Source organism: Catenulispora pinistramenti, assembly GCF_018274385.1.
In the GTDB taxonomy this organism is placed as follows: domain Bacteria; phylum Actinomycetota; class Actinomycetes; order Streptomycetales; family Catenulisporaceae; genus Catenulispora; species Catenulispora pinistramenti.
Map to the genome: position 1 here is coordinate 1 of NZ_JAAFYZ010000159.1, position 25,402 is coordinate 25,402.

Consider the following 25,402-nt stretch of genomic DNA (forward strand, 5'->3'; position numbering starts at 1 on the left):
GTCTCGGCGTCCTGGCCGACGGCGGCCCACAGCAGCCGGCCGGTGTCGTGGTCGACGACGACGGTCAGGTAGCGGTGGCCCTTCTTGTAGGAGATCTCGTCGATGCCGATCCGGCGCACGTTCGCGAACCGGTCGGTGCAGGCGTCGATGTCGGCCCACACCCGGGTGACGATCGCCCCCACGGTGCGCCAGGCGATCCTTATCAGCGTCGCGGTGGCGGTCTTGGAGGTGTTCGTGGCCAGCCAGGCCACCTGGTGGTCGAAGTCCAGGGTGTGCCCGGCCCCAGCTCGGGCCCACGGGGTGTGGCAGGTCACCACGCCGCAGGTCGGGCAGGACACCCGTGGGGCGTCAGCCTCCAGATGGACCATCAGGGTGCCAGCGTCCAGGTGTCGCCAGCGGCGCCGTCCCGATCCGCGGTCGTAGCGTCGGCAGCGGCGCAGACACCGGCTACAGCGCAGCGCCTGGCGGGCCACCGGTCGCACATGGGCCACGATCTGGCCGTCGGCATCCAACACGACGTCCTCGACCACAGCGTCCTTCAGCCCGAGAAGCCGGGCCCATACAATCCTGTTTTGCACGCCGTGCTCCAGATCAGCCGTTTTGAACCTTAGGCAGTCCAAAACCCTAGATCGGACACGGCGTGCACGCGCGCAACCCCACCCAGACAACCCACACATAAGTCAGAGGCGCCTAAAAATCGCCTTTAACCAAAACACGAACTGCAAGCCCGAAGGAAGATCCGTCACCCACCACCCACCACACTCGCACTCGCACTCGCACTCGCACTCGCACTCGCACTCGCACTCGCACTCGCACCCACGCCCACGCCCACGCCCACGCCAGCACTCGCGCCAGCGCCAGCACTCGTGCCAGCACCCCAAAAAAGGCGCCCCAACCACTACCCCACCGACTGCGCCTGCGGCCCAGCCAAATCAGGCCGCGCCCGAGCCAAGTACCCAGCCTGGAAGCGGCTGGAGGCGCCGAGGCCGTCCAGTAGCTCGGCGATGTGTTTGCGGCAGGTGCGCAGGGACATGCCGAGGCGGCGGGCGATCATCTCGTCCTTCATGCCCTCGGCGAGGAGGCGGACCACGGCTTGTTTCACGTCGTCGAGTTCGTTGTCCCATTGGCGTAGGGGGACGAAGGTGTCGGCGAAGGACCAGGATTGGTCGAACAGGCCGCAGAAGTAGAAGACCATTGACGGCTCGCGGACGACGATGGCGCCGTCCAGGCTGAGGCGGTGCGGGAGGATGGCCACCTCGCGGTCGAAGACCAGCATGCGGCCGGACAGGTCGGTGCGGGTGCGGACTTCGGCGCCGGCCGCGGTGATGCGGGCGACGTACTCCTGGGTCGGCTGGTGCAGCCTGGCTGTGTGCTGATACAGGGTGCGCATGCGGACGCCGCGGCTGATCATCGCCAGGTCGCGGGTGATGGCCTGTTCCAGTTGGTCCGGTTCGCGCGGGCCGCCGGGTTGGACGGTCATCACCTCGGTGCGGCAGCCCACCGCTAAGCGTTCGATCAGGTCCAGCACGGTGGCCAGGTCCAGGATCTCGTCCAGTCGGTGGGCTCCGGCGTGCGGGCGGCCTGCCGAGTAGACCTCTTCGAGGATCAGCAGCTGGGCTCGGGCGCGTTCGGCCTCGGCGAGTTGGCGGCGCAGGTCCGCCTCGACCGGTGCGACCCGGTAGGCGGCGGCGATCGAGGGCGGGACCGGCAGGTATGTCGGAGGGGTGTCGGCCCCGGCCTCTTCGGGTTCGGTGCGCAGCAGGTGCAGGTCGATCAGGACCTCGACGGAGCGCGTGGCGTCCTCGTCGGTGAGCCCGAGCTCCCGTACCGCCTCATCCAGGGTGAACCGCCCCCTGCGAAGGAACAGCCGGTAGAGGGCCATCTCGCCCTCACCGATCTGCGGGAACGCCGCCGGGGCGAGTTCACCGTCGGCCATGTCGCCTCCGCGGAAGCTGCGGTCATTTCGCGGCATCGGCCACGAGGACCGCCCATCAACTAAGGATTCTGCCAGGAGTAGACGGAAAGTCGAGATCAGTACACGATGATGTTGAGGTTTGGGAATAGATCGGAAAGTCCCAAGTCCCTTGATTGGCTCGTGCGCCGACCCTGCGTTGCTGATCCCGCGTTGCCGACCGGGCTACCGATCCCGGGCTACCGATCCCGCCTGACCGCCGTCAGCGACCAGTCACGGCCACGACCGAGGAAGTACGGTCGAGCTTGGCATGGCCGTGTCGGGCATCGGTGCTGAACAGCTGCGCACGGAAGTTGGTCCGGCCCTTGTGCGTGATCTTCACCGGCACCGTGAGCGAAACCCCGTCCTGGCCCCCGTTGACACAGCGCAGCACCTGCCAGCTGCGGCCGTTCTGCCGCTCGACGCACAGCCGCTGGTACTGCGCCCCGTCGTCCCCGGCGACGGCCGAGAGCCGCGCCGTCTGGCCGACCCGCACCTTGCCCGAGTGGGCCGTCAGCGACATGTCAGACTTCGCCATCGCCGGGCCCGCTGCGGCGAACACGCCCAGCACCACGCAACCGCCCGCGATCACCGCGGCGCGGACTCCTCCATTGACCTTGCTCATCGTGAACGTACTCCTTCAACCTGTCGTGCCCTGGTGGCAGTCGGAAACCCGACGGTTATCCATGAGACGTCCGGCGCCATACAGGGGTTGAGTCCGTTCCCGATCGCGTTTCGTCAGCCGGACGGGACCTCCGCCGCGGACGCGACGGCCGGCTGGTCCTGTTCCCGGGCGTAGAGACGTGAGAGCAGCGGCAGCTCGTAGAGCACGGCATGCGCCGTGACCTCCGCCAGCGGACTGTCCAGCTCCCGCTGCTCGATCAGCGACTCCAACGCGCGACCGGCCTCGTCCAGCGAGAGGCCGAGCACATCGGACGCCTCGGCGAGGGTGAACACCGGGCCGGGCAGCCGGCTCAGGGCCCGCAGCCCGGCGCGCGCCTGCGGCACCAGGTCCTGCCACCACGCGCCGAGCAACGGCCGGACGGTGGTCTCCCCTCCGACGGCGAGTTCGTCGAGCAGCGATCCGCTGTGTTCCAGCCGGGCCGCGTAGGCGGACAGCAACAGATGACGCAGCGCAGCGAGCTTGCCGCCGACCAGCCGGACGGTCAGCGGCAGCAGCCCGACCGCGGTGACGATCCGCTCGGCCGCGCCGCGCTCGTTCGCCACGCGCGGCCCGGTGATGTGCCGCGCGAGCAGGTCGAGCGCCTCGGCCGGGGAGAACGCCCCGAGCTCCATGCGGTGCAGCGAGCCGATACCGGGCAGCTCGCGGCGGGTGGTGACGATCGCGACGCTGCCGCCCGGCCCCGGCAGCAACGGTGGCAGACCGGAGGCGTCGGCGACGTCGTCCAGGACCAGGAGCAAGCTGCGACCGAGGATCTCGGCCTGCCACAACGCGATCGCGTCGTCTTCGTCGTCGACCTGAGGGATCGCGGTGCCGGTGACCCGGCACAGGTCCGCGAGCAATGAGGTGACCGGGCGGGCCGAGCCGTCGGAGCGGCGCATCCGGATCAGCAGGCAGCCGTCCGGGAAATCGGACGCCAGCCGGTGCGCGGTCCGCACGGCCAGGGCGGTCTTACCGACTCCGAGCGGGCCGCACAAGTACACCGAGCAGCGCCGGACGCCGACGGCCTCGACCAACTCGGCGGCGTGTTGGGCCCGGCCGGTGAAGTCGTGCAGTTCAGGGGGCAACAGCAGTCGGGGCCGGCCGGCCGACGCGTGCGGCATGCCACCGCCGCCCGCGGGACCGCCGACCATCGGCGGCGCCTGCGGCCAGGTTTGCGGCCAGTTCTGCGGTGAAGTCTGCGGCCAGGTCTGCCGTCGCGGCTTCGGAACGGTGTCATGACCGGCCCCGGCCCCAGCCCCGGACCCAGACCCAGACCCGATGCTGATTCCAGTACCGCTTCTCACCGCCGGATCGGACTCCCCCGCGCCCTCCGCCACCAGCGAGCGATACAGGTTCTGGACCACCGGTCCGACGTCCAGGCCGAGTTCGGCGGCGAGCAGCCGGCGGTATTCGTCATAGCTGGCCAACGCCTCGGTACGGCGGCCGGACCGGTGCAGCGCGGTCATCTGCACCGCCCGCAGTCGTTCGCGCAGCGGATGCGCACCGACCAGTTCGGCGACCCGCTCCGCGACCGCGGCGGCGCGGCCGACGTCGACGGCGGCCTCGGCCCAGTCCTCGCAAGCGGTCACCCGGCGCAGCGCCCAGGCGTCGGCCTCGACCCGGATCGCCGGGGAGTCCGCGAGGTCGGCGAGCATCGGGCCGCGCCACAGATCCAGGGCCTCGCCCAGCAACCGGGCGGCGTGCTCGGACGCGCCGGGGACCATCGAGCCGTGGTGGTCACCGGCCAGTGCCGAGCTCATCCGGGCCGCGCGCACGAACTCCCGGAACCGGAGCGAGTCCAGTTCCTCGGTCTCCACGCGCATCACGTATCCGCCGGAGCGGTGGACGATCCGGTCCGGACCGCCCGCCGGGCGCAGCAGCTGGCGCAGACTGGAGACGTAGACGTGCAGGTTCTTGTGCGCGGTGCGGGGCGGATCATCGCCCCACACCGCGTCGGTGAGCAGGTCGGTGGAGACCACGCAGTTGGCCCGGCACAACAGCATGGCCAGGACCAGGCGCTGTTTGTGCGGGCCGGGATCCGCCTCGTGGCCGCCGATCTCGACGGCCAGATCCCCCAGGATCCGGAAGACGGCCACGGGCGAAACCATGAGGGTCATTCCCTTCGGATACCGACGGCGCGGGGCTCGCCGGCGGGGCGGTCAGGGCCAGGGATAGCCGGGCTCCTCGGACCTCTCGTCCAGGACCTCGCGGGCCCGGCGGTGGTGGGTCCGGTCGCGGGCCGCGGCCAGCCGGATGGCCACCAGGCCGCCGAGCACGGCGCTGGCGGCGAGCGCGGCCAGTCCGATCGGCACGGCCCAGCGGGCCATGCCCCGGGACGGGCATTTCGGCGCGGGGGCCGGGCGGACCGCACCGGGCCGCCCAGCCGACCGGGGCACGGATCGCCCAGCCGACCAGGGCTCTGACCGGGGCTCTGACCGGGACTGCGACCGATGCGCCGACCGGGGCGCCGACCGGGGCGCCGCCACCGGCTCAGCTGCCACCCCCACCCCAGCCGGTGTCGAGGATGCTGCCGCCACCGTTCCCGTTGCCGTCGGCCAGGACCACGTGCCCGGCCGTGGGCGAAGGGGACGCCGACGCACCCTGGACCGACGCGAGTCCGGAGCAAGCCAATACCAGCGCGACCGCGGCGACGACGCCCGCGAGAGCTCCCCGGAGCCGATTCATAGTGCCTCCTCAGATAGAGAGACGTGCCAGAAGACGGGCGACGAGGCGACACCGGGTTTCGCAACCCCCTGCCATCTCCCGTCGTGCTTCAGCTTGCTGCGAGCAGGTATCGGCTGGAAGGGAAAGCCGCATGTCAGAAGCTGCATGCAGCAACAGCACCCAGCGATGAAGGGAGCGTATGCGGACTTAGCGCTATTTGCTCAGTTCATCCGCTTCGTACTCGGCATACGCCCGGGCGATGACGGCCTGGGCCTGTTCGGTGGCGGCAGCGGGCAAATCCGGAACGGACAGGGCCAGGCCGGCGACCGCGAGGGCGATGGGGACCCGGCGGCGGGTGCCGATCTCGACGACGTCCGCCAGCCTGGCGGCCAGCAGCCCGGCCACGTCGGCGCGCGCCTCGGGCTCCACCCACGCCGCGACGACCAGCCCGAACAACGCGACCTCGGTGATCCAGTCCTCCACCCCGAACGCGAGGTCGATGAGGATCCGGCGGCGCGTGGAGAGCATCCACACCTGGTTCGCGCGGTGGTGCAGGATCCCGACGCAGGCGATCGTCTGGACGGCGCGGACCCACCGGGTCTGGGCCGGCGGCGCGTCCGGATCAGGGGTCGTGGTCGGGGGCTCCGGCGGATGGACGAGCGCGCCGAGCAGATCGCCGATCGGCAGCCCGGCCAGGTGTGCCGAGGTGGCGTGCAGGGCGGTCGGGGACGGCCATCCGCCCATCGCCAGCGTGGCCAGGTCCGCGATGGCCCGCGCGCCGTCCGGGGACGGGGCCGGGACCGCGGGGCGCGCGGTGGTGCCCTCGTAGGACCACACCGCGGTGTCCGTCGGGCACCGCGGGCTGCGCGGATCGGGCTCGGGGACGGTGCCGATCCGGACCGACACGTCGGGCAGGACCCGGCCCAGCACGGCCATCGCGCTGGGGAGTTCGATCGTGTCCAGCTCGATCCACGGGTCGGGGTCGTCGGCGATCCCGGCCCGGAATCCGGCGACCGCGCCGGGGGTGTCCAGGAAGGCCGCGGCGCCGTCGAGGCCCGCGGGGACGTGGGCCAGCCAGGGGTGGCCGGCGCAGCCCGCGGCCAGCATCCGGTGACCGTGCTCGGCGTCGGGCCGGTCCTGGAGGAAGTCGGCGAGGGCGACCAGGTGGGCGACGTCCCGGTCGTCGGCGAAACGCAGCGCACACGCGGTCGGGAACGCCGCCGGGTCCCGGGGCGCGATGGCCAGCGCCCGGGCGATCCAGTCCAGGGCCTCATCGAAGCGGCCGGCGTCGGCCAGGAGTTCGGCGATGTCGGTGAGCACGGCCGTGTTCTCCGGATCGAAGCGCAGCATCCGCTGGTAGGCGGCCAGCGCCTCGTCCACCCGGCCGGCGGTGGAGTAGGCCGAGGCGGCGCACATCGTCGTCAGCCAACTCGGGTCGAGCTGCTCACCGCGGGTGGCCAGCGCGATCGCCTCGTCCCAGGCGCCGAAGCGGCGGGCCAGGCTGGCCACCGCGCCGTGCAGGAGACCGTGCCCGGGATGGCTGGCGACGGCGTTGCGGCCCAGGTCCAGCAGCGGCATCAGGGCACGTTGACAGTTCGCTGACATGCTTTCCGGCGGGCTCGGCAGACTCGGCAGGAGCTTCAGATAGGTGTCGGCGATCCGGTCCGGATCCATCCGGCGCGGCACCTCGGGGTCGGCGACCCACGGCACCGCCGACCACGGCCGCTCGGGGTCGTAGGCGACGACGGCCAGCAGCAGGTCCAGGCCGGCGTCCGGGTCGTCGCCCGCGCCGAGCAGGTGCGCGCGGCCGATGGTGTAGGCGAGGTGGTTGCCGCCGAGGGGGAAGAGGTCGACGGCGGTGCCGCCGGCGCGGGCGGCCAGTTTGAAGAGCGCTTCGTAGGCGGCGGGGAAGTCGGGGGCGTAGGCCAGGGCGGTGCCGATGTGAGCGGCGGCGGTGGCGAGGTCGCCGGTGTCGGCGAGGAGCGCGGCGGTGGTCAGTTCGGCGGCGGCGTCTAGGCGGGGGTCGTGGTGGTCGTAACGGTCGTGGCGGTCGTGGCGGTCGTGGCGGACATCAGGGTCATGGTGTTGGCGGCGCGCGTGTTGTTCGTGGTGTTCGTAGTGTTCGTAGTGTTCGTGACCTTCGTAACGGTCGTAGTGTTCGTGGCCTGAGTCGCCCGGCCCGGGGGTGTCGGCCCGACCGATGTCCGGCGCATCGGACAGGTGATCGGCCAGGTGCCGCAGTCGGTGTCGCAGACCGGCCAGCGCGCCGGTGATCGGGAGCAGCTCATCGAGCAGTGCCGTCAGGCGGTCGGGATCGGGTATCAGGGTACGGATGCGCGGCGAGTGGCTCAGCAACGCGTTCGCGGACAGCGTCCACGTGCACAGCGCCCACCAACCCATCGTCACCTCGAAGGCGCGGTCACCCGATCGGGGAGCCAGCTTCTCGGCCGTGGCGACCATGAGCCGATGTTCGGCTTCGGTCCCGGGTTGTGGCCGGCCGACGCCTTCGGGGTCGGGCAGCGCTTCGGCACGGGTTTCCTGCCAGCAGGCCGCGAACTCCAGGGCCAGTTCCATGACCTGCCGCAAGGCCGTGAACACCGGACCCACCAGGCAGTCCGGCGGGGCGCCCGACTCCACGAACGCGCCGCCGGTCAGCGCGACCCAGCGGCCGATGATCGGCGGCGCCGAGGCGATGACCTCGGCCAGCGGCTCCAGCGCGGTCTCGAGATCGCGGGGCGGACGGCCTTCGGCCGCGGCGACCGCGCGTTGGGTGGCCACGGCCAACAGCCGGCCGTCTTGTTCGAGATGCGCGTACAGGACCGTCGTGGTCCAGAAGTCCACCGGGGAGGCGGATAGGGCCGCCGCGAGATCGTGCAGGGCGTCGCAGCGGTACGGCAGGTCCGCGATGGCGTCCGACATCGTCAGGCTGACCACGGCTTCGACGATCTCGTCGTAGTAGGGGATCTGCGCGGCGCGCGACGACTGCGAGGCCTGCGGGCTCTGCGGGGCCTGCGGGCTCTGCGAGGCCTGCGGTTCGGGTCGCGGAAGGAGTTCCAGGAGCGCGGTGGCGGTCTGCACCCATCGGCCGAGGTACCACCAGTTCTGGACTATCTCCTCGACCCAGTAGACCATCTTCGGGATCACGTCGGACATCTCGGACGTCAGCCCGGCCTGGAGGCCGGTGATGAGCGCGGGGTCCGGAGGCGTGCCGATGGCGTCGGGCGCGTCGGGGTCCGGCGGCATGTCGATGATGCCCATGGTTTCGAGGCCGGGCATTTCGAGCGCGACGCAGTACTCCCAGGTCTCCAGGAAGTCGGCGGCCATGCCCAGCATCCGCTTCAGGGAGCCGAACAGCGGCGCGAGGAGTTGATCGGGCGGCGCGCCGTGCCGGATCAGTTCCACGCCGGCCGAGGCCGCCCACAGCGCGGGCTCCGGCACCGTGGTCGCCGTGACGACCGCGATCGCCGCGAGGGCCGATTCCGCTTCCGGTCCCGATATGCGGCCGGCATTCTCGGAGAGCATCATCGCCGCTTCGCCGAGGGCGGCGAGGTCCTGTTCCACACTCGCGCGGACCAGCTGGTCACACCATTGATAGAGCGGCAATTCAGGCATTGGTATCGCGTCCGTTCCACACTGCGGGAGGAAACGACGCTGCCACAAGTGAATCGCCGTGATGACGGCAAAAACGCCAACGGCCCGGGGGCACGTTCAAAGCTTCTGAGGCACTTGCGTGCTGATCGTTCTCACTTCGGCTAAGTGGACGCCTGCGTCCGTTACTGTCGCATCGTACCTGCTCAGAGGCTGATGAGATGGAGATGACGATGCGCGCAGTCGTGGTCGAGCGGTTCGGTGACCCGTCCGGGATGGTGGTGCGGGACGTCGCGGATCCGGTGCCGGACGCCGGCCGGGTTCTGGTCAGGACCGAGGCGATCGGGGTCGGCGGGGTCGACGCGGTGATCCGGCGCGGAGCGCTCGGCAGCTTCGGGTTCGAGCCGGGGCTGATTCCGGGTAACGAGGTGGCCGGCACCGTCACCGCGGTCGGGGACGGCGTCGACGCGTCGTGGATCGGGCGGCGGGTGTGGGCCTTCACCGGGACGACCGGGGGCTACGTCGAGTTGGCCACGACGGGCGTTGAACACCTCACCGTCCTGCCGGAGGGCCTGTCTTCGATCGACGCCGTGACTCTTGGCAGCTCGGGTCCGGTCGCACACTTCGCGCTGAGCCACGCGCATTTCGCCGCCGGTGAATCAGTGCTCATACGCGGTGCGGCGGGCAGCATCGGCATCGCGGCGGTGGAACTGGCCTCGCAGGGCGGCGCGAAGGTTGTCGCGGTCACCACGTCTTCCGCGCAGCGGGGGCGGCGACTGCGGGAATTGGGCGCGACGGTCGTCCTCGATCGGACCGGGCAGCCCGATGACGGTTCTCATAGCGGTAACGGCTCTCATGGCGAGTCGGACGCCTTCGATGTGATCATCGACATCGTCGGCGGGGAAGCCATCCCGACCTTCATCGATCGGCTCGCGCCGAACGGCCGCATGGTCGTCGTGGGCGTCGTGGGCGGCATGCCGTCGCCGGACTTCGGGATGGCGCTCATGCGCTCGTTCCGGAAGTCGCTCTCGTTCGCGGCGTTCAGCCTCGACACGGTTCCCGTCGGGGAGCGCGATATCGTGCGGGCCGCGCAGTTCGACGCGGCAGCGAGCGGGGGTCTGCATCCCGTCGTTCACAGTGTGCTGAATCTTGATCAGGCTGCTGACGCGCATCGGCAGATGGACGACGGCACGGTGTTCGGGCGCATCGTCCTCACACCGTGACCCCGTGCCCCCTGACTCCGTGACCCCGTCAGTGATGAGGGTAGACGAGGATGGACCCGCCTCCGGCCGTTGAGGTGCCGAAGACCCCGACCCCGGCGCCGATCAGGGCGGGCACGAGCGTCCCGGCCGGCAGCGCGGTCGCCTGGCCGGAGTCCGGCTTGACGCTGGCCGGCGTGACGTCCGTTGTGCCGGTGGCGGTGCCGTGGACGGTTCCGTAGGCGGTCCCGTCGGTGTCGACGGCGGTCACGTCGACCTCGTTGCGGGTGGCGTTCGCCGCGAAGCAGTAGCCCTTGTTCCCCTGGAGGTCGAACACCACGATGCCGTCGCCGGCGATCAGGTAGTGGCCGTCCGGCGAGAGGGTGACGCCGTCGTTGCCGGCGCTGCCGGTCTGGCTGGCACTGGTCGTCTTCGCGGCGCAGGGCACCGTGGCGAGGACGCGGCCGGTCTGGCCGTCGTGCAGGGCCCAGACGACGTCGGTGGTGGCGTCGGTCGGCTGCGGCCAGCGGGCCAGCACCTGGCCGCCGGGCGTCCCGTCGGCCTGGACGGTCTCGTTGCTGAACTGCGTCTTCGTGCCCTGCGGTATGAAGCCGTCGCTGATCCAGGCCTTCGTCCAGAAGGCGGCGTAGCCCTGGACCAGCGGTCCGGCCGGGGTCTGGCCGATGATCTTCGCGTTCTCGCTACAGTCGCCGATCGCCAGCTCGCAGGGTGCGGGCGGCTTCAGGACCGCGTCCTGGTCGCCGTAGGCGGTGACCTGACCGGTCGTCACGTCCACCACGGCGCCGCCCGTGCCGAGCTGGACCAGGACCGTTCCGCCGTCCCGGAGCGCGCTGTAGCCGTCGGCGAGGCCGGGCACCGTGATCACCCGCAGCGGGGCCACCTGGGCGCCGGACGACGCGGCGTCGAAGACTTCGAGCTGGGTCACCTCGCTGGCCTTGGTGACGGCATCGCCGCCGAGGAAGCCGGTGCTGACCAGGACCGCGTACTCCTTGCCGGCCTTGTGGGTGACCAGGACGTTGATATCAGTGCTGGAAGAACCATCGGAGGCGGCCTGGGCGGCCGGCTGGCCGCTCCAGCGGATCGCGCCGGTCTTGGCGTCGCGGGCGATGATGCTCGCGCTGGTGTCGTTGACGGTGCTGGAACGCAGCAGGAGCAGGTTGGTGTCCGGGGCGATGACCGGGTCGTCCAGCGAGGTGCCGTCGGTCGGCGGGGTGATCGACCAGCCTTTGGTGTTGTCGAAGGCCGCGGGGACGAGTTGTTGGGGTGCGGTGGTCACCCCGGCGGATCCGGGCCCTGATGCCGATGCCGACGCCGATCCTGATGCCTGCGCTGACGCCGTTGTCGAGGCACCTTTGCCGGATGCGGCGGTGGTCACCTTGGAGATGGCGCCGGCGGTGGAGCCGCCGCATGCGGTGAGGGACAGGAGCATGAGGCCGGCAGCCGCCGTGGGCATGGCAGCTTTGATCACGTTCTTCATGCGGTACCCCCCGTGGAACGCCAAAGTCCGGGACAGACTATCGGCAGGGCGGACCGACCCGATCCTCAATTTCGCAGAGCCTTGACCCCGGGCCGCACTGCAACCCCCGAGCTGTAAAAGCAAAGCCAGTCGCATCGGGACGGCTTGTGGCATGCCAGTCACAAGATGAGAAACGGCACCCGCGTTCGGCCGCCGTTGACAACCCTGAGCCAGGGTCCGTATTCCTGAGCGCACCGTATGTTGCCTGCCGCAACATCAACTCCAAAGGAGTCGTACCGATGATCAGTACCCGCATTCGGTTCGCGTCTCACACCCCCAGCCGCCGCGCACGCTTCGCCGCCGCCGCGGCCCTGTCCGTCGGCGCCCTGGTCGCGAGCACGGGGGCCGGCTACGCCGCCACCGACGTCGCCCCCATCACCGGCCTCGTCTACGGCATACACGGTCTGTGCCTGGACGACACCGCCTCCGGCACCGCGAACGGCACCCCGGTCCAGATCTACGACTGCAACAACGGCGGCAACCAGCAGTGGACCCTCACCAACCCCCAGTTCGGGGCCAACACCACCGTCACCGTCTTCGGCAAGTGCCTCGACGCCCAAGCCGGCGCCACCGCCGACGGCACCCCCGTCGTCCTGTCCACCTGCACCGGCGCCGCCGACCAGCAGTGGACCCTGGAGTACGCCGGCACGTGGGTCAACGTGAAGTCCGGCACCTGCCTGGATGACACCGCGTTCGGCGGGTCGGGGACCGCGCTGCAGATCTGGGGATGCAACAACGGTCAGAACCAGCTTTGGCACGCTGCCGGGCTGCCTACTGGCTGAGGTCGCTGCGGGAGGTGCGGTGCTGCCGGTCCGGCTAAAGGGCAGCCACCGCACTGCATTTCGCCGAGCGGGATGCCTTGTTTGGAGAGGCAGTGGGCGCGGAGTGGGAACAGGTATTGCACTCCGGCCCGTGGTGTACGCGCTTGTCAGGGCACGAAGAGCAGGCGCAGCAGCGCGGTGGTCGCCGCCGTCCCGATGACGACGACCGGGAGTGGCATCCGGCGCGCGGCAAGGGTGACGCCGACCAGTACGCCGGCTGGCCGTTCCCAGTCCGCGAGGTGGTGGCCCTGGGTCAGTGCGGCGGTGGCGGCGAGCGCCGCGAGGAGGACGGTGGCCAGGGCGCCGAGTAGGCGGGTCGTGCGCTCGGAGAGCTGGAGGCGGCGGTGGAAGATCGGGCCTGCCAGGCGTAGGGCGTAGGTGCCTGCGGCCAGCAGCGCCAGGACGGTCGCGCTGTTCATCGGTCCGCCGGTTCGGGGTCGGGGTCGGGGTCGGCGGAGCCGGGTGCGGGATGGATTGGGGCGGCATCGCTCGGCGCGACAGCATCGCTCAGCACGACAGAATCGCTCGGCACGAAAGGATCGCTCAGCACGGCAGAATCGCCCGATCCCTTTCGTAGCACCACGACCAGCGCGACCGGTGCCAGCAGCAGCGGAAGCCCGGCCGGCAGCACCGGCGTCGCCGCGACGGCCAGCAGCGCACCGAGCACCGCGGCTGTGCGCAGCCTGCGGTCCCCCGACAGCCCCGGCAGGATCAACGCGACCATCACCGCCGGGAACACCGCGTCCAAACCGAACGTGTCCGGGTTCCCGAGCGTCCCGGCGACCAGGGCGCCGAGCACGACCGCGGCGTTCCAGCAGACGAACAGCGACACCCCGGTCAGCCAGTACGCCGCGCGCCGCCGCCGCGCATCGTCCTGCCGCAGGGCGAACGCCACCGACTCGTCTACTACCAGGTGCGCGCCGAGGAGCCGCGTCCACCAGCGGCCGGTGTCCAGCACGTCGCTGACGGCCAGGCTGTAGGGCAGCAGCCGGGTGTTGAGCGCCAGGCCCGTAGCCACGGCCGCGACCACGCCGCCCCCGGCCACCAGTACGCCGACCGCCGCGATCTGCGCGCCGCCGGCGAAGACCAGCACCGACATCGCGATCGGCAGCCACGCGGGCAGGCCGCCGGCCACCGCGACGGCGCCGAAAGTCGCGCCGACCACGGCGTCGGCGGCGCAGACCAGCGCGATGTCGGCCAGGGTCGGCCGACCCAGTGTCCGACCCAACGTTCGGCACAACGAACTCATGTCCACTAGAATGAACAGACCATCAGGCGTTCGTCAACCCGAACAGAACAACCGCTGGAGCGAACAATGCGGAACGCGGCACCGTCCCCGGGCGGCCCGGAAGGCTCGGGAGGCCCCGAAGGCCCTGCCGGCCCGGGAGGCCCTGCCGGCCCGGAAGTCCCGGACGGCCCCCCGGCGCCGTCCCAGATGATCGGCCTGCTGGCCGCCTCGATCCGCCGCGAACGGGAACGGGCCGGACTGTCGATGACCGAGCTGGCCAAGCGCGCCCGGATCGCCAAATCCACCCTCTCCCAGCTCGAGGCGGGCGCTGGCAACCCGAGCGTGGAGACGCTGTGGGCGCTGGCCACCGCCCTCGGAGTGCCGTTCGGCCGCCTGGTCGACCCGCCGCGGCCCCAGATCCGGATCCTGCGCGCGGGCCAGGGACCGGTCACGTACTCAGAGCACTCCAGCTACGCCGCGACCCTGCTGTCCTCGGTCCCGCAGGCCACCCGCCGCGACCTGTACTGGGTCGAGGCGCAGCCGGGCACGGCCCGCAACTCCGACCCGCACCTGCCCGGCTCGGTCGAGCACGTGGTCATCTCCGCCGGCGCGGCGACGATCGGGCCGATCGGCGAGGCCGTGCGCTTGGATCGAGGGGACTACATGACTTACCCGGGCGACGTCCCGCACATCTTCGAAGCCCTGGAACCGGATACCGCTGTCTTGTTCGTGCTCGAATACAGCTGACCGGCGGAAGGTCACGTCGCCGTGGTTCATGGACACGGACACGATCATGCCAGCGCGACACGCAACCGCTCATAGCTCGGCGCGAGGCGGCGCAGCCGGGCCGCCAGCACGCGGTCCTCGCGCCTGACCAGCGGGTGTTGGAGACCGCCGACGGCACGCGCCTGCCCCGCCGCGATCGCCGCTGCCTCGGCCAACCCCAGCGTCTCCAAGCAGCGGGCGGCGTCGTCGAGTCGGCGGGCACCGACCTGGATCGCGAACCAGGCGAGGAATCCGCGGGTGCGCTCGTCCAGCCCGCGCTCCACCATCGCGGCCAGCGCTTCCACCCCGGCCGCGCCGCCCAGCGTCCCCGGCGGTACCGGCCGGTCCTGGCGGCCGGCCAGCCAACGCCGGGCGTCCGGGAGCGACCGGCGCAGCGCGTCCTCGATCGTCACGGCCCGCTCGCGGACGAAGTCGGCGCGCATCACGTAAGGGGTGTCGATGTATGCGACGGCCTTGGCCTCCCAGGCTGCGAGGAAGTCCGCGATCGGCAGCGTGGCATAGGGGTGGGCCTGCGGATCGTGGAAGAGCACGGTGCCGTCGTCGTCCACCTGAAGGACGGTGACGAAGTGGTCGGCGCCGTCGGCGTTGGGGGTGCCAGGCTGATGCAGCAACAGCCCCATGTCGACCGGACCGACCAACACCGGTCCCCGCCCGGCCGCCGCCCGCAGCCGCGCCTCCGCTTCCTCCGGCGTCCCGCCCGCCGACCGCTCGCAGCCGAAGCCGAGCAACGCGATCGCGGCGTCCAGGCCCGTATCCGGATCCCAGCTGTAGGGGTCGAACAGCGGCAGGGTGCCCCCGATCAACTCGAAGCCGAACGGCGACCCGGTCAGCACCTCGATGACTCGCGGCGGCGGGGCGTCGTCCCCGAGCACCATCGCCAGGGAGTTCGCGTAGCAGTACGGCCCGGAACCGGTGTAGTAGGTCATCGCCCCAGTGAAGACCCCGCCCCAAGGGCGGGGTCAACCAGCAGGCTCCTCAACCAGCAGGCCCCTCAAGACACAGGCCCCTCAAGACACAGGCCGCTCAAGACACAGACTGCTCAGGACACAGGCTGCTCAGGACACTGTCAGAGTCACCGTGACGGATGGGATCGGATACGGAGTGCTGCTGCCGAAGACGAGATCGGCTGTGTAGGTACCGGGTTGGGCGATCTTCGCTTCATCCGCGTCCATGGTGACCGTGACAGTCATCCGCTGATGCGGTTGCAGCGTCAGCCGCGTGGTGTTCTCAGCCAGCCAGGGGACGCTCACCCCCGGGTCCACGGCGTAGCCCGCGAGGTGTTCGACGTCCGTGGTCGGCTGGATGCCGGAAGCGGAGCCGCCGAGCTTGTAGAAGCCCAGGGCACCGGCACCGCGATAGGTGGCGTTGTTGGCGTTGGGCAGCGCGCTCCAGGTGCCGGTGGCCGGGCTGAAGACTTCGCTCTGGTTGGTCAGGCTGTTGCCGGTGGTGACACCGCTGGAGATGACCAGCATGCCGTTGGCGCCGGCATACGCCGCGCCCCACAACGGGATCGGCATGTCGGGCAGCGCGGACCAGGTGTTGGTGGCGGGGTAGTAGGCATAGGCGTGCTGGATGTTCGCGCCGCTGCCGTTGGTGCCCCCGGCGCAGTAGAGCTTGCCGTTGACGGCGGCGCAGGAGGTCCAGGCGATCGGTTCGGGGTAGGGAGCGGTGTGGCTCCAAGTGTTGGTGGCCGGGTCGTAGACGGAGACGTCGGTGGTTCCGCAGGTTGTGGCGGCACATCCGCCGACGAGGTAGAGCTTGCCGCCCAGGGTCGCGCTGCCGGCTCCGGCATACGCGGTGGGCTCCGGGGCGCCGGTGGTCCAGGTGTTGCCGGCGATGTCGTATATCTCCAGCTTCGGATCGACGGGCCCGGTGGCGGTCCAGCCGCCTGCGACGTAGAGCTTGCCGCCGATGATGCCGTGCCCGGGCGCCTGCCGACCGTCGGTGGCCGAGGCGAGTTGGGTCCAGGTGTTGGCTGTCGGGTCGAGGACGTAGAGGTTGCCGCTCGTGGTGTCGCCGAAGGACAGACCGGCGTCTCCGAACCCTGCGTAGACCTTGCCGTCGTAGGCGTCCGCCACGTCGTCCATCACGGCCCCCGGGAGCGGCTGCGCGTTCTGCCAGCTGTCGGGCGGGGGCGTCGCGGAGCGGGTGGCTTCGGGATTACCGGCCTGGCGCGTTCCGGTGATGGCGCCCGTCGGGTAGGTGCCTGGGACGAGCTGGAACGGCGCGCCCGGCGCCGCGTTCAGTGCGGCGGCGGAGGCCGCATCGGCTTGCTGCCCGAGCAGGAGCGTGGCCGGCGCGCTGCCGATGTTGGTGACCGTCAGGGTTTTGCTTATGTGGCCGCCGGATCCCACCGATGCGGTGATCGGGCCGGGGCGGACCTGCAACTGCCCGGCTCGGAGCCGATAGTCGGCGGCGACGGCGGCGTGCGCTCGTACGTCCACCGGTCGCGGTGTACTGACATAGTCGACCTTGGCGGCGGTCAGCACGTGCCGTCCCGGCCCCGGAACGAACAGTGAGAAGAACCCGCTCGGGAGGTAGGGGTCGTTCGGGTTGGCGACGGTCTGCGCGTGCACCGAGGGATCGTCCTGGTCGGTGACGGTCGCGTCGACGGCTCCTTGACCGGTGTTGGCGTCGCGCGCCGTGCCGACGACCACGCCGCCGGGGATCGGGGTGAAGTCGCGCTGGCCGACGAAGACGTCGTCGATCCCCCAGTACTGGCCGTCGCGGGGCGCGGTGTCCTGGAAGCGCAGCCGCACCGACGGCTTGCCGGCGTAGGCGGCGAGCGGGACGTCGAGGTGGGTGTCGGTGACGATGTAGTCCCCGGCGGCGATCTCGGAGTCCGGGGTCCACACGGTGCTCCAGGTGGCGCCGCCGTCGTCGCTGGCCTGCACGTCGATCTGCTGGTAGTAGGGGTTGTCCCACCACATGGTGTCGAAGCCGACTTCCGGCCGGGTATCGGCGCTGAAGTCGTAGGCCGGGGACACCAGCGACGTGTTGATATCGGCCGAGAAGTTGTTGTCGGCGTCCGCGACGGCGAATCCGCCGCTGCCGCCGGTCTCGTTGCCCCGGGCGGCGGGGTCGTTGAACTGCCAGCCGGCGGTGGTGCCGGAGGCGTTGACGACGGTCCAGCCCGCGGGCGCGGATGTGGTGGAGTCGAACGTCTCGGTGGGTCCGGTCAGAGTGAGCTGGTAGCCGGGTGCGGTGGCCTGCCAGGGGTCGGCGGTCGCAGCGACATCGATCGACTGCGAGGCCTGAGCTACGTGCACTGTCTTGGTGACTGCGTCGTAGCCGGGCGAGGCGGGGGCGACGGTGAGAGTGTAGTCAGCGTTCTGCGGCAGGGTCAGGGTGTAGCGGCCGGTGCGCGGGTCGGTCCACACCGGGTTGGGGTCGCCGTTGACGCTGACCTGCGCGTAGAGCGGCCAGCCCTGGCCGGAGCCGTCGGTCACCGTGCCGGAGACCGTCGCGCTGGGTACCGGTTTCAGGTCGGCGTTCTTGGTCGAGGTGGTTCCCGCGCCGATGGTCACGGTCGCGGTGGCGGTGGCGGTGGTGTATCCATACTCGGCGATGGTGATGTCATGGGGTCCGGCGGGCAGGGCGAGGGTGTAGCGGCCCTGGGCGTCGGTGTGGGTCACGTCGGTGCCGTCGCTTACCTCGGCGCCGACGACGGGGCGGCCGGTGTGGCGGTCGTTTTGGCTGTCGGCTTGGCTGTCGGCTTGGCGGTCGTTTTGGCTGTCGGCTTGGCTGCCGGCTTGGCTGTCGGCTTGGCTGCCGGCTTGGCTGTCGGCTTGGCTGCCGGCTTGGCTGTCGGCTTGGCTGCCGGCTTGGCTGTCGGCTTGGCGATCGGTGACGGTGCCGCGCAGCGTGCCGTGCGGGCCGGTGCGGAAGGCTTGGAGGCCGTCGGGGGTGCCCAGGCCGGTCGGGCCGTCGTAGCCGGGGGTGGCGTTGCACTGGTCGGCGACGGTGCAGCCGCCGTTGGTGCCGGCGGTGACGTCGTTGAGGCCGGTGCCCGCGGCATATGGGTAGGAGTTGGGGTCGGTGCTCGCGGCCGGGGTGCCCGCGTCGGCGTACACACCGGCGATGATCGGGGAGGCCACACTGGTCCCGCCGAAGACACCCCAGACGCCGCCGTCGAAGACGGCCACGCCGGTGCTCGGGTCCGCGACGGCGGAGACGTCGGCGACTGTCCGCTTCGCGCATCCGGCGTCGTGTTGGAAGGCGGGCTTGGGTTCGTAGAGCGAGCAGCCGGATCCGGTGCCGGCCCAAGCCGTCTCGGCCCAGCCGCGTGCAGTGCCCGGGGCACGCGTCAGGTGGGTGCCGCCGACGGAGGTGACGTAGGACGAGGCCGCGGGGTAGGCCACGCCGTAGCCGGAGTCTCCGGCGGAGGCTATGACGGCTACGCCGGGGTGGTCGTAGGACGGGTCCAGCGTGGTCGGATCGGACGGGTCCTCGCCGGAACCGGGGGTCGCGGTGTAGTCGGCGCCGTAGGAGTTCGACACGAACTTGGCGCCCAGCGCCACTGCCTCGTCCACGGACGCGGCCAGGTTGGCGCTGCCCGCATCGTCGGCCTCCACCAGCAGGATGTGCGCCCGGGGCGCGATGGCCGAGACCATGTCGAGGTCGAGGGACATCTCCCCGGCCCAGCTGCCGTTCGGTGTCGGGTACTGGGTCCCGCCGGTCTGGTTCACCTTGCTGAAGCAGCCGCTGGCGCTGGTACAGGCCGACAGGCCGTACTGCTGGCGGTAGGTGGCCAGGTCGGCTTCGGCGGTGGGGTCGTCGTAGGCGTCGACGATGGCGACCGTCTGCCCCGCCCCGCCGTCCGACGGGAGCGAGTACGCGCTGCGCAGATCGGCCGGACCGTAGCCCACGGGCGGGGCGGCGGCGGCGTTCTGGTGCGCGGGTTGGTGCACGTCGGTGCGGCGCAGTGCGAAGCAGGAGAACGTGCCGGGCTTCGGTACGCCGCAGACGGACTGGTAGGTGGGCGAGCCGGCGGCGGCGGAATCCCCGGCGGCTTGCGGAGCCGGAGCGGGCGCCTGCCCAACCGGCCCGGCGGCCGCAGTCGGTACCGCCGCCCCGAGCGCAGCGGTGGACAACGCCGCCACGAACGCGAGCCCCCGCCCCACCCGGCGCCCTGATCGAACCATGCGGAACATGCATCTCCCCTGCTGGAACCTGGCCGGGTTCTCGCCGAAGCGCCGATGATCCCGCGCGATCCGCGGCTGCCGATTGCCCAATCGCGACGGGCATAGGGGAAAGATGCATCCCAATGCCCTGATGCCGCAAGGTGCGGGGGGCAACAAATCGGGAGTGCGGGAGTCGGGGTGAGGCCGACGACCCCCTGTTATGGCGATGTTATGGCTCTTCCAGATGCCCCTGCGAGGCTCGTCAACAGACGCCACAGCTCTGCCAACCGTTGCTCCTACCGCCCTCGCCCAGGGAGAGCCATGCCCGCATATAAGCCAGTCCCGGCCTCAGTTCCGACCGCAGTCCCGGCCCCAATCCCGACGCCAGCCCGCAGTCTTGCCGACGGCAGGGATACCGGGTGGGGCAACCGCTCCCGCCTGAGTGCCCGGCTCAGAGCACTACTCGCCCTTGCTACTCCCTACGCCGAGCGCCGCGCATAGGCACGCAGGAAGATGCGCACGCCACCGGTGACCAGCCGATCGATCTCGGCATCGTCACCGTGCAGACGATCGGCGCATCGGTCGGGGCCGCCGTACTCGCGGCGATTCTGCAGAGCAACGCGTCGCACCACGTCGGCGCGTCGGCACGCGCCTTCGCGGACACGTTCTGGTGGGCGCTGGCTGCGACCGCGCTAACGCTGGTTCCTGCGCTGCTGCTCTCTTTGCGGCGCCGCGAGGGCCGTTGAATGCGCATGCAGGGGTGGTGTTGGTGTTGGACTGCTCACCGCGAGATTCAAGTCGATACTGGCTTGGACTTTGCTGGAGTTTGCGGGCCGGGGTGCGGTTGGTCTGTGGATTTTAAATGCATTTTACGGCCTTCGGTCATGGTTGTGCCGGTTCGGGGTTCGGGGCGGCGAGTCTGTGTGTCGGCTGCCGGTTTCCGCGTTCACAACCCCGCCGCACCTCAGGCCTCTTCAACTCCGGCAAGTCAGAGCAAGGGCAAGATCAACGGCACAGGCCAGATCAAGAGCAAGATCAACAGCACAGGCAAGATCAAAAGCTGAAGGTCAAGGTCAAGGTCAAGGTCAAGGGCTGTGGTGAAGGGCCGGGCCTCCGGCGGGCCTCGGCAACCTCAGGGAAACTAGCGCCAGTCCATCGGGTGGCTGGGTGAGTCTCAGCGGCTGCGGTTTGTGAGGTGGTGCGGTCCGTTCCCCTCGGTCGCGTCGTCAGCCCGGGGGGTACAGCACCGGTGTCCGGGGGTAAAGTCCGCGCGCGGCGGTTGAGTGTGTGAGCTGCGGTTTCGCACAGCGCGAACTTGACCCCCGGCCACCGGCACTGTAGGCGAAGCCCTGCCGACGCGACCGAGGGGAACGAACCGAAAACCAGCCGGAAGAATAGCAATCACAGGGAACGACAACGCAGGTCGGCGATGCAGCTGCTGGTGAGGCTCTGGCGGCGGGCCGGTGGCCAGTTGGTCGAGAACCTGCCCGGGTGCGGTAGGCGCGGCATGCCTTGGTGGCCACACCAATCTGTCATCTGGCGGCAGCCATCTTGGTGGCCAGGTATGTCTGTCATCCGGCGGCGGCGATCTCGGCGGCCAGGCGAGCCCGCGCCCGCCAGCCCAGAATGCGCACCTTCGGGACTGCCGCGCTGCCAGCACCCTGACCAGCGGCCGTATTCGCCGAGCTGCCGGTACCCGCACCCCCGTTTTGTATTTCTCCGGCTGGTTTTCGGTTCGTTCCCCTCGGTCGCGTCGGCAGGGCTTCGCCTACAGTGCCGGTGGCCGGGGGTCAAGTTCGCGCTATCACAAACCGCAGCTCACACGCATGACCGCAGCCGCGCGGACTTTACCCCCGGACACCGGTGCTGTACCCATCGGGCTGACGACGCGACCGAGGGGAACGGACCGCACCACCCCACAAACCGCAGCCGCTGAGACTCACCCAGCCACCCTAGGGAACCGCGCAAGTTTCCCTGAGGTTGCCGAGGCCCGCCGGAGGCCCGGCCCTTCATCACAGCCCTTGACCTTGCTTGTGGCTCTTGATCTGACCTGTGGCTGTTGATCTTGTCTGTGCCCTTGCTCTGACTTGCTGGAGTTGAAGAGGCCTGAGGTGGGGCGGGGTTGTGAACGCGCGAACCGGCAGCCGACAAACACACCCGTCGACCCGAACCCCGAACCGGCACAACCATGACCGAAGGCCGTAAAATGCATTTTAAGCCCACAGGCCAACAGCAACCCGGCCCGCAAACCCCACCACACCCATTGACCACCCTGCATACGCATGCAGGCATGCGCAGCGAGAACGAGACGCTGCGGGCTTTGTATCTGGGCGCTGAGAAGGAGGACAGCTACCTGCGCGACCGGAACGTCTTCGGCGACGGCATCACCATCGAGGATGACATGGCGGTCCTGGTGCGCTACTCCACGGGCGCCAGCGTGTCGTACCACCTCACCGCGTACTCGCCGTGGGAGGGCTATCGCGTGATGTTCAACGGTACCGGGGGGCGGCTGGAGTTGGAGGTCGAGGAGAGTGCGTGGCAGGAGCCGCGTACCAAGCTCACGTCTGCCAAGGGCGCCGTGCACGGCGACACCGCGCAGGAGAACGCTGGCGGCGCGCGGATCCTCGTGCGGCCGCTGTGGAAGCCGCCTTATGAGGTGCCGATCCCGGACTTCGACCACAGCGGGCATGGCGGCGGCGATATCCGGATGCTGCGAGCGCTGTTCGACGGCGAAGGCCGTGGCGATAGCGGCAGCGATGGCGGCAGCAGCAGTGGCGATGGCGTGCCTCTCGCCACAGCGGTGGACGGCGCGCGGGCGCTGGGCGTCGGCCTGGCCGCCAACGAATCCTTCGCGGACGGGGCGGCCGTGGACGTCGAAGAGCTGGTCGGCATCGCGTGAGGGCGACCATGACGGACGTGGCCCGCGCGGCGGGGGTGTCGCAGTCCACTGTCTCGCGGGTCTTCAGCCTGCCGGACACGGTTCGGGCCGACACCCGTGACCGGGTGCTGGAGGCCGCCCGGCGCCTGGAGTTCACGCCGAACCCGGCGGCGAGCGCGCTGGCCCAGGGCCGGACCGGGACCTTGGGGCTGCTGGTGCCGAACGTGGTGAACCCGTACTACGCGGAGATCATCAAGGTGGTGCAACACCGGGCCCGGGCCAAGGGCCACACCCTGGTGCTGGCCGACACCGGCGACGAGCCGGAGGACGGCTTCGCGCTGGCGCGGGCCGTGGGCCGGCAGACCGACGGGCTGCTGTTGGCCGGCCCCCGGATGACCGACGCCATGGTCGGCGAGCTGGCGCGGTCCGGCCCGGTGGCGCTGATCGGCGCCGAGGCCCCGGGGGCGGACAGTGTCTACGCCGAACCCGCGACCGGCATGCGGCAGGTGATCAGGCACCTGGCCGCCCTGGGACACTCCCGGATTGTTTATGTCGACGGCACGCTGACCGCCCGCGACCCGGCCTGCCGGCAGCCCGTGCACGACGCGTGCGCGGAGTTCGGGGTGGATCTGGTCGAACAGCTCGGCCCGTTCGACCTCACCTTCGACAACGGCGTGGCGGCCGCCGATCTGGTGCCGACCAGCGGAGCGACGGCGGTCATCGCGCACAACGAGATGGTGGCGCACGGCGTGGCCTGCGGACTGGCCCGGCAGGGCCGGTCGGTGCCCGGTGACTTCAGCCTGGTGTCGGTCGACGACACGTTCATGGCCCGCACGATCTATCCGGCGCTGACCGTGCTGCACGTCCCGCTGGACCTGATGGGGGCGCGCGGCGTCGATCTGCTGCTGCACCGGATTGAGGACCCGGACGGCGCGATCCGCCACTCCCCTTTGCCGACGAGCCTGGTGGTGCGCGAGTCGACCGGGCGCCCGGGTTCGGTATCAGGGGATGTGTAGTCGACGGCGAGGCTCGGCCGCAAGCTGACTGAGCGGCGGATGTTCGACTGGCTGGACAAGCGGTTGTGAGGCCGCGGCCCGCCGGGGTCGTCAGCACCTCGGCTCGGCTGTACCTCAACGCCGGGGCCTTCGTGCCTTTATCGAACCGTAGGGTGGATCGGATAGGCCCGTTCGACTATTCATGTGTTCACGCGGGCGGGGCTGGCAAGGCAGGGAGCAACGGATCGTGTGGGTCGACCTGAACCCGGTGACGGCGGATGTCGAACCGGGGGCCGAGGCCACGGTGGAGCTCACCGTGCGCAACACCGGTGACATCGTCGAGGAGTACCACCTCCAGACCACCGGTGATCCGGGGAAGTGGGCGGTCGTCGAGCCGCAGACGCTGCGGCTGTACCCGGGCACCACCGGCACCGCTCGGCTGACCTTCTCCCCGCCCCGCAGCCCCGACGCCCAGGCCGGGCCGCAGTCCTACGCGGTGAAGGTCACGCCGCGCGAGGACCGGGAGAACACGTTCGCGATCGAGGGTGTGCTGCGGGTCGCGGAGTTCGCCGACATCCGCGCCGACCTGTTGCCGGTCACCACCCGCGGCTGGCATCGCGGCCGGGTCCGGCTGGCCGTCGACAACTTCAGCAACACCGCCGCGAGCGCTTCGGTCGCCACGACGTCCAACAACTCCAACCTGCAAGTGGACATCCGCACCCCGGCTCTGCGGCTGCAACCGGGACGCGCGCAGTTCAGCAAGTTCAGCGTGCGGCCGGGGCGGCTGCTGTGGTTCGGCGCCAAAGCCCGGCATCAGTACACGATCACGGTCTCGCCTTCGGGACTCGGGCAGCCGGTGTCGTTGCAGGGCACTTATATGCAGTCGGCGCTGCTGCCGCGTTGGCTTCAGCGCCTGCTGATGTTCGTGGCGGCCGGTGCGGTGGCGGTGCTGGGGTTGTGGTTCGGCATCCATCCGTCGTTCGCCAGCAGCACCCAGGCCTCGCCGCAGCCGGCCGCCGCGACCGGGCCGCAGGTGGTCATCATCCAGCCGACGCCCGCGGCCCCGTCCAGCACTCCGACCCCGACGCCGACGCCGCCGAAGCCGACGTCGGCCGCGCCGCCGCCGCAGCCGTCCTCGTCCCAGGCCGCCCCGCCGCCGGCGTCCACGTCCAAGCCGGTCGCCCCGCCGCCGGCGTCCCCCAAGCCGTCGGCGCTGGGGCAGATCAAGGCGGACAACATCCTCAACTACGCGACCAATCAATCGGTCGACCTGTACCAGGACAACTTCACCAGCGGCCAGCAGGTGGAACTGTGGCAGACCCTGCACAACGACGCCCAGAGCTGGTCGGTCTGGCTCTATGACGACCAGCCCACCGCCGATCTGGTCTTCCAGTCCACCGGCAAGCCGGACAGCGCCGGCACGAAGGTCCTGGAGATAGACCCGAACAACACCGCCAACGTGATCATCTCCGATGACTGGGGCGGGGTGCCCGGGCTCCAGTCGAAGATGGTGGGCGACTACCAGGAGTGGAACCTGGCCAACGTCCCCGGCCACGATACGTACGGCGTGCTGAAGAACAAGCACACCGGGACCTGCCTGGCGGGCCAGGGCTCGGGGAAGTGGCTCACCGCGCTCCCGTGCAACACCGGGGACCAGAACCAGTGGTTCGCGTTGTTCACGCCCTGAGCCGGCGGCCACGGAGCGTCAAAGGTCCCGAAAAGGGGCTGCGATCAGGCCGAACAGCGGCCGTGAAGGATCCGTGAAGAATGCTTGAAGGCTGATAAGCCAGGCTGAACCCATGACAGTCGCCGCGCACCGCGCGCCGAACGGCGACGAGCGCCTGCGGATCGCCATCACGAGCCCGGACATCCTGGCGCAGATCCGGCAGGTGTTCGCGGGCAAGAACCTGGTCGTGGACATCGTCGGCATGCCCTATGTCGAAGTGGCGGTCCGCCCCGCCCCCCACG

At 70.4% G+C, this 25,402-nt stretch carries 18 protein-coding genes and 1 pseudogene; 7 read left to right on the forward strand and 12 right to left on the reverse strand.

The window, feature by feature from the left end; translation table 11 throughout:
• From KGQ19_RS33865 to KGQ19_RS51340, 7 genes are all read right to left on the reverse strand, one after another.
• A partial coding sequence (locus KGQ19_RS33865; RefSeq protein WP_212016898.1) for a helix-turn-helix domain-containing protein occupies window positions 1-578 on the reverse strand: 578 nt, incomplete at its 3' end.
• A gap of 320 nt (window positions 579-898) precedes the next feature.
• A complete protein-coding gene (locus KGQ19_RS33870; protein ID WP_212016900.1) occupies window positions 899-1,936 on the reverse strand; it encodes a helix-turn-helix domain-containing protein in 1,038 nt (345 codons plus the stop codon).
• Between the two features lie 238 nt (window positions 1,937-2,174).
• Complete coding sequence (locus tag KGQ19_RS33875; RefSeq protein ID WP_212016902.1) at window positions 2,175-2,576, reverse strand: hypothetical protein; 402 nt, start codon at window positions 2,574-2,576, stop codon at window positions 2,175-2,177.
• A 113-nt stretch (window positions 2,577-2,689) separates the two neighbouring features.
• Window positions 2,690-4,723 carry an AfsR/SARP family transcriptional regulator gene (locus KGQ19_RS33880; protein WP_212016904.1) on the reverse strand — a complete coding sequence of 678 codons (2,034 nt, stop codon included), beginning with the start codon at window positions 4,721-4,723 and terminating at the stop codon, window positions 2,690-2,692.
• A gap of 51 nt (window positions 4,724-4,774) precedes the next feature.
• Complete coding sequence (locus KGQ19_RS33885; protein ID WP_212016906.1) at window positions 4,775-4,942, reverse strand: hypothetical protein; 168 nt, start codon at window positions 4,940-4,942, stop codon at window positions 4,775-4,777.
• A 163-nt stretch (window positions 4,943-5,105) separates the two neighbouring features.
• Window positions 5,106-5,300, reverse strand: a complete 195-nt coding sequence (locus tag KGQ19_RS33890) for a hypothetical protein (protein WP_212016908.1) — start codon at window positions 5,298-5,300, stop codon at window positions 5,106-5,108.
• 192 nt (window positions 5,301-5,492) lie between these two features.
• Entirely contained in the window at window positions 5,493-8,891 is a 3,399-nt protein-coding gene (locus KGQ19_RS51340; RefSeq protein ID WP_212016910.1) for a tetratricopeptide repeat protein, read from the reverse strand.
• A 209-nt stretch (window positions 8,892-9,100) separates the two neighbouring features.
• Here KGQ19_RS51340 and KGQ19_RS33900 point away from each other — a divergent pair, with 209 nt between their 5' ends.
• Window positions 9,101-10,090, forward strand: a complete 990-nt coding sequence (locus KGQ19_RS33900; protein ID WP_212016936.1) for a zinc-binding dehydrogenase — start codon at window positions 9,101-9,103, stop codon at window positions 10,088-10,090.
• 28 nt (window positions 10,091-10,118) lie between these two features.
• Here the strand turns inward: KGQ19_RS33900 and KGQ19_RS33905 are convergent, their stop codons facing one another.
• The gene (locus KGQ19_RS33905) at window positions 10,119-11,564 is read right to left on the reverse strand and encodes a hypothetical protein (RefSeq protein WP_212016912.1); all 1,446 of its coding nucleotides are present in this window, start codon (window positions 11,562-11,564) and stop codon (window positions 10,119-10,121) included.
• 278 nt (window positions 11,565-11,842) lie between these two features.
• On the opposite strand from KGQ19_RS33905, the gene KGQ19_RS33910 reads away from it, so the two are divergent.
• On the forward strand, window positions 11,843-12,385 hold the full coding sequence (locus KGQ19_RS33910; RefSeq protein ID WP_212016914.1) for a ricin-type beta-trefoil lectin domain protein: 543 nt from the start codon (window positions 11,843-11,845) through the stop codon (window positions 12,383-12,385).
• Window positions 12,386-12,531: 146 nt separating this feature from the next.
• On the opposite strand, the gene KGQ19_RS33915 is transcribed toward KGQ19_RS33910, so the two are convergent.
• The gene (locus KGQ19_RS33915; protein WP_212016916.1) at window positions 12,532-12,843 is read right to left on the reverse strand and encodes an AzlD domain-containing protein; all 312 of its coding nucleotides are present in this window, start codon (window positions 12,841-12,843) and stop codon (window positions 12,532-12,534) included.
• Window positions 12,840-13,673 (reverse strand): AzlC family ABC transporter permease, encoded by an 834-nt coding sequence (locus KGQ19_RS33920; RefSeq protein ID WP_212016918.1) that lies wholly within the window; start codon window positions 13,671-13,673, stop codon window positions 12,840-12,842. Before KGQ19_RS33920 ends, KGQ19_RS33915 begins: the two co-directional genes overlap by 4 nt.
• A gap of 186 nt (window positions 13,674-13,859) precedes the next feature.
• Between KGQ19_RS33920 and KGQ19_RS33925 the strand changes: the two genes are divergently transcribed.
• Window positions 13,860-14,399, forward strand: a complete 540-nt coding sequence (locus tag KGQ19_RS33925) for a helix-turn-helix domain-containing protein (protein WP_368862199.1) — start codon at window positions 13,860-13,862, stop codon at window positions 14,397-14,399.
• Window positions 14,400-14,443: 44 nt separating this feature from the next.
• On the opposite strand, the gene KGQ19_RS33930 is transcribed toward KGQ19_RS33925, so the two are convergent.
• Window positions 14,444-15,364 (reverse strand): YobF C-terminal domain-containing protein, encoded by a 921-nt coding sequence (locus KGQ19_RS33930; protein ID WP_212016923.1) that lies wholly within the window; start codon window positions 15,362-15,364, stop codon window positions 14,444-14,446.
• Window positions 15,365-15,493: 129 nt separating this feature from the next.
• Entirely contained in the window at window positions 15,494-19,582 is a 4,089-nt protein-coding gene (locus tag KGQ19_RS53505) for a Kelch repeat-containing protein (RefSeq protein ID WP_438801892.1), read from the reverse strand.
• Between the two features lie 539 nt (window positions 19,583-20,121).
• On the opposite strand from KGQ19_RS53505, the gene KGQ19_RS33940 reads away from it, so the two are divergent.
• From KGQ19_RS33940 to KGQ19_RS33955, 4 genes and pseudogenes are all read left to right on the forward strand, one after another.
• On the forward strand, window positions 20,122-20,307 hold the full coding sequence (locus tag KGQ19_RS33940) for a hypothetical protein (RefSeq protein ID WP_212016928.1): 186 nt from the start codon (window positions 20,122-20,124) through the stop codon (window positions 20,305-20,307).
• A 1,556-nt stretch (window positions 20,308-21,863) separates the two neighbouring features.
• Window positions 21,864-22,460 (forward strand): annotated as a pseudogene (locus tag KGQ19_RS33945) (gfo/Idh/MocA family oxidoreductase); the annotation flags it as partial.
• 8 nt (window positions 22,461-22,468) lie between these two features.
• A complete protein-coding gene (locus KGQ19_RS33950) occupies window positions 22,469-23,455 on the forward strand; it encodes a LacI family DNA-binding transcriptional regulator (RefSeq protein WP_212016932.1) in 987 nt (328 codons plus the stop codon).
• Between the two features lie 226 nt (window positions 23,456-23,681).
• Window positions 23,682-25,121, forward strand: coding sequence for an RICIN domain-containing protein (locus tag KGQ19_RS33955; RefSeq protein ID WP_212016934.1), 1,440 nt, complete (start codon window positions 23,682-23,684; stop codon window positions 25,119-25,121).
• Window positions 25,122-25,402: the final 281 nt, after the last annotated feature.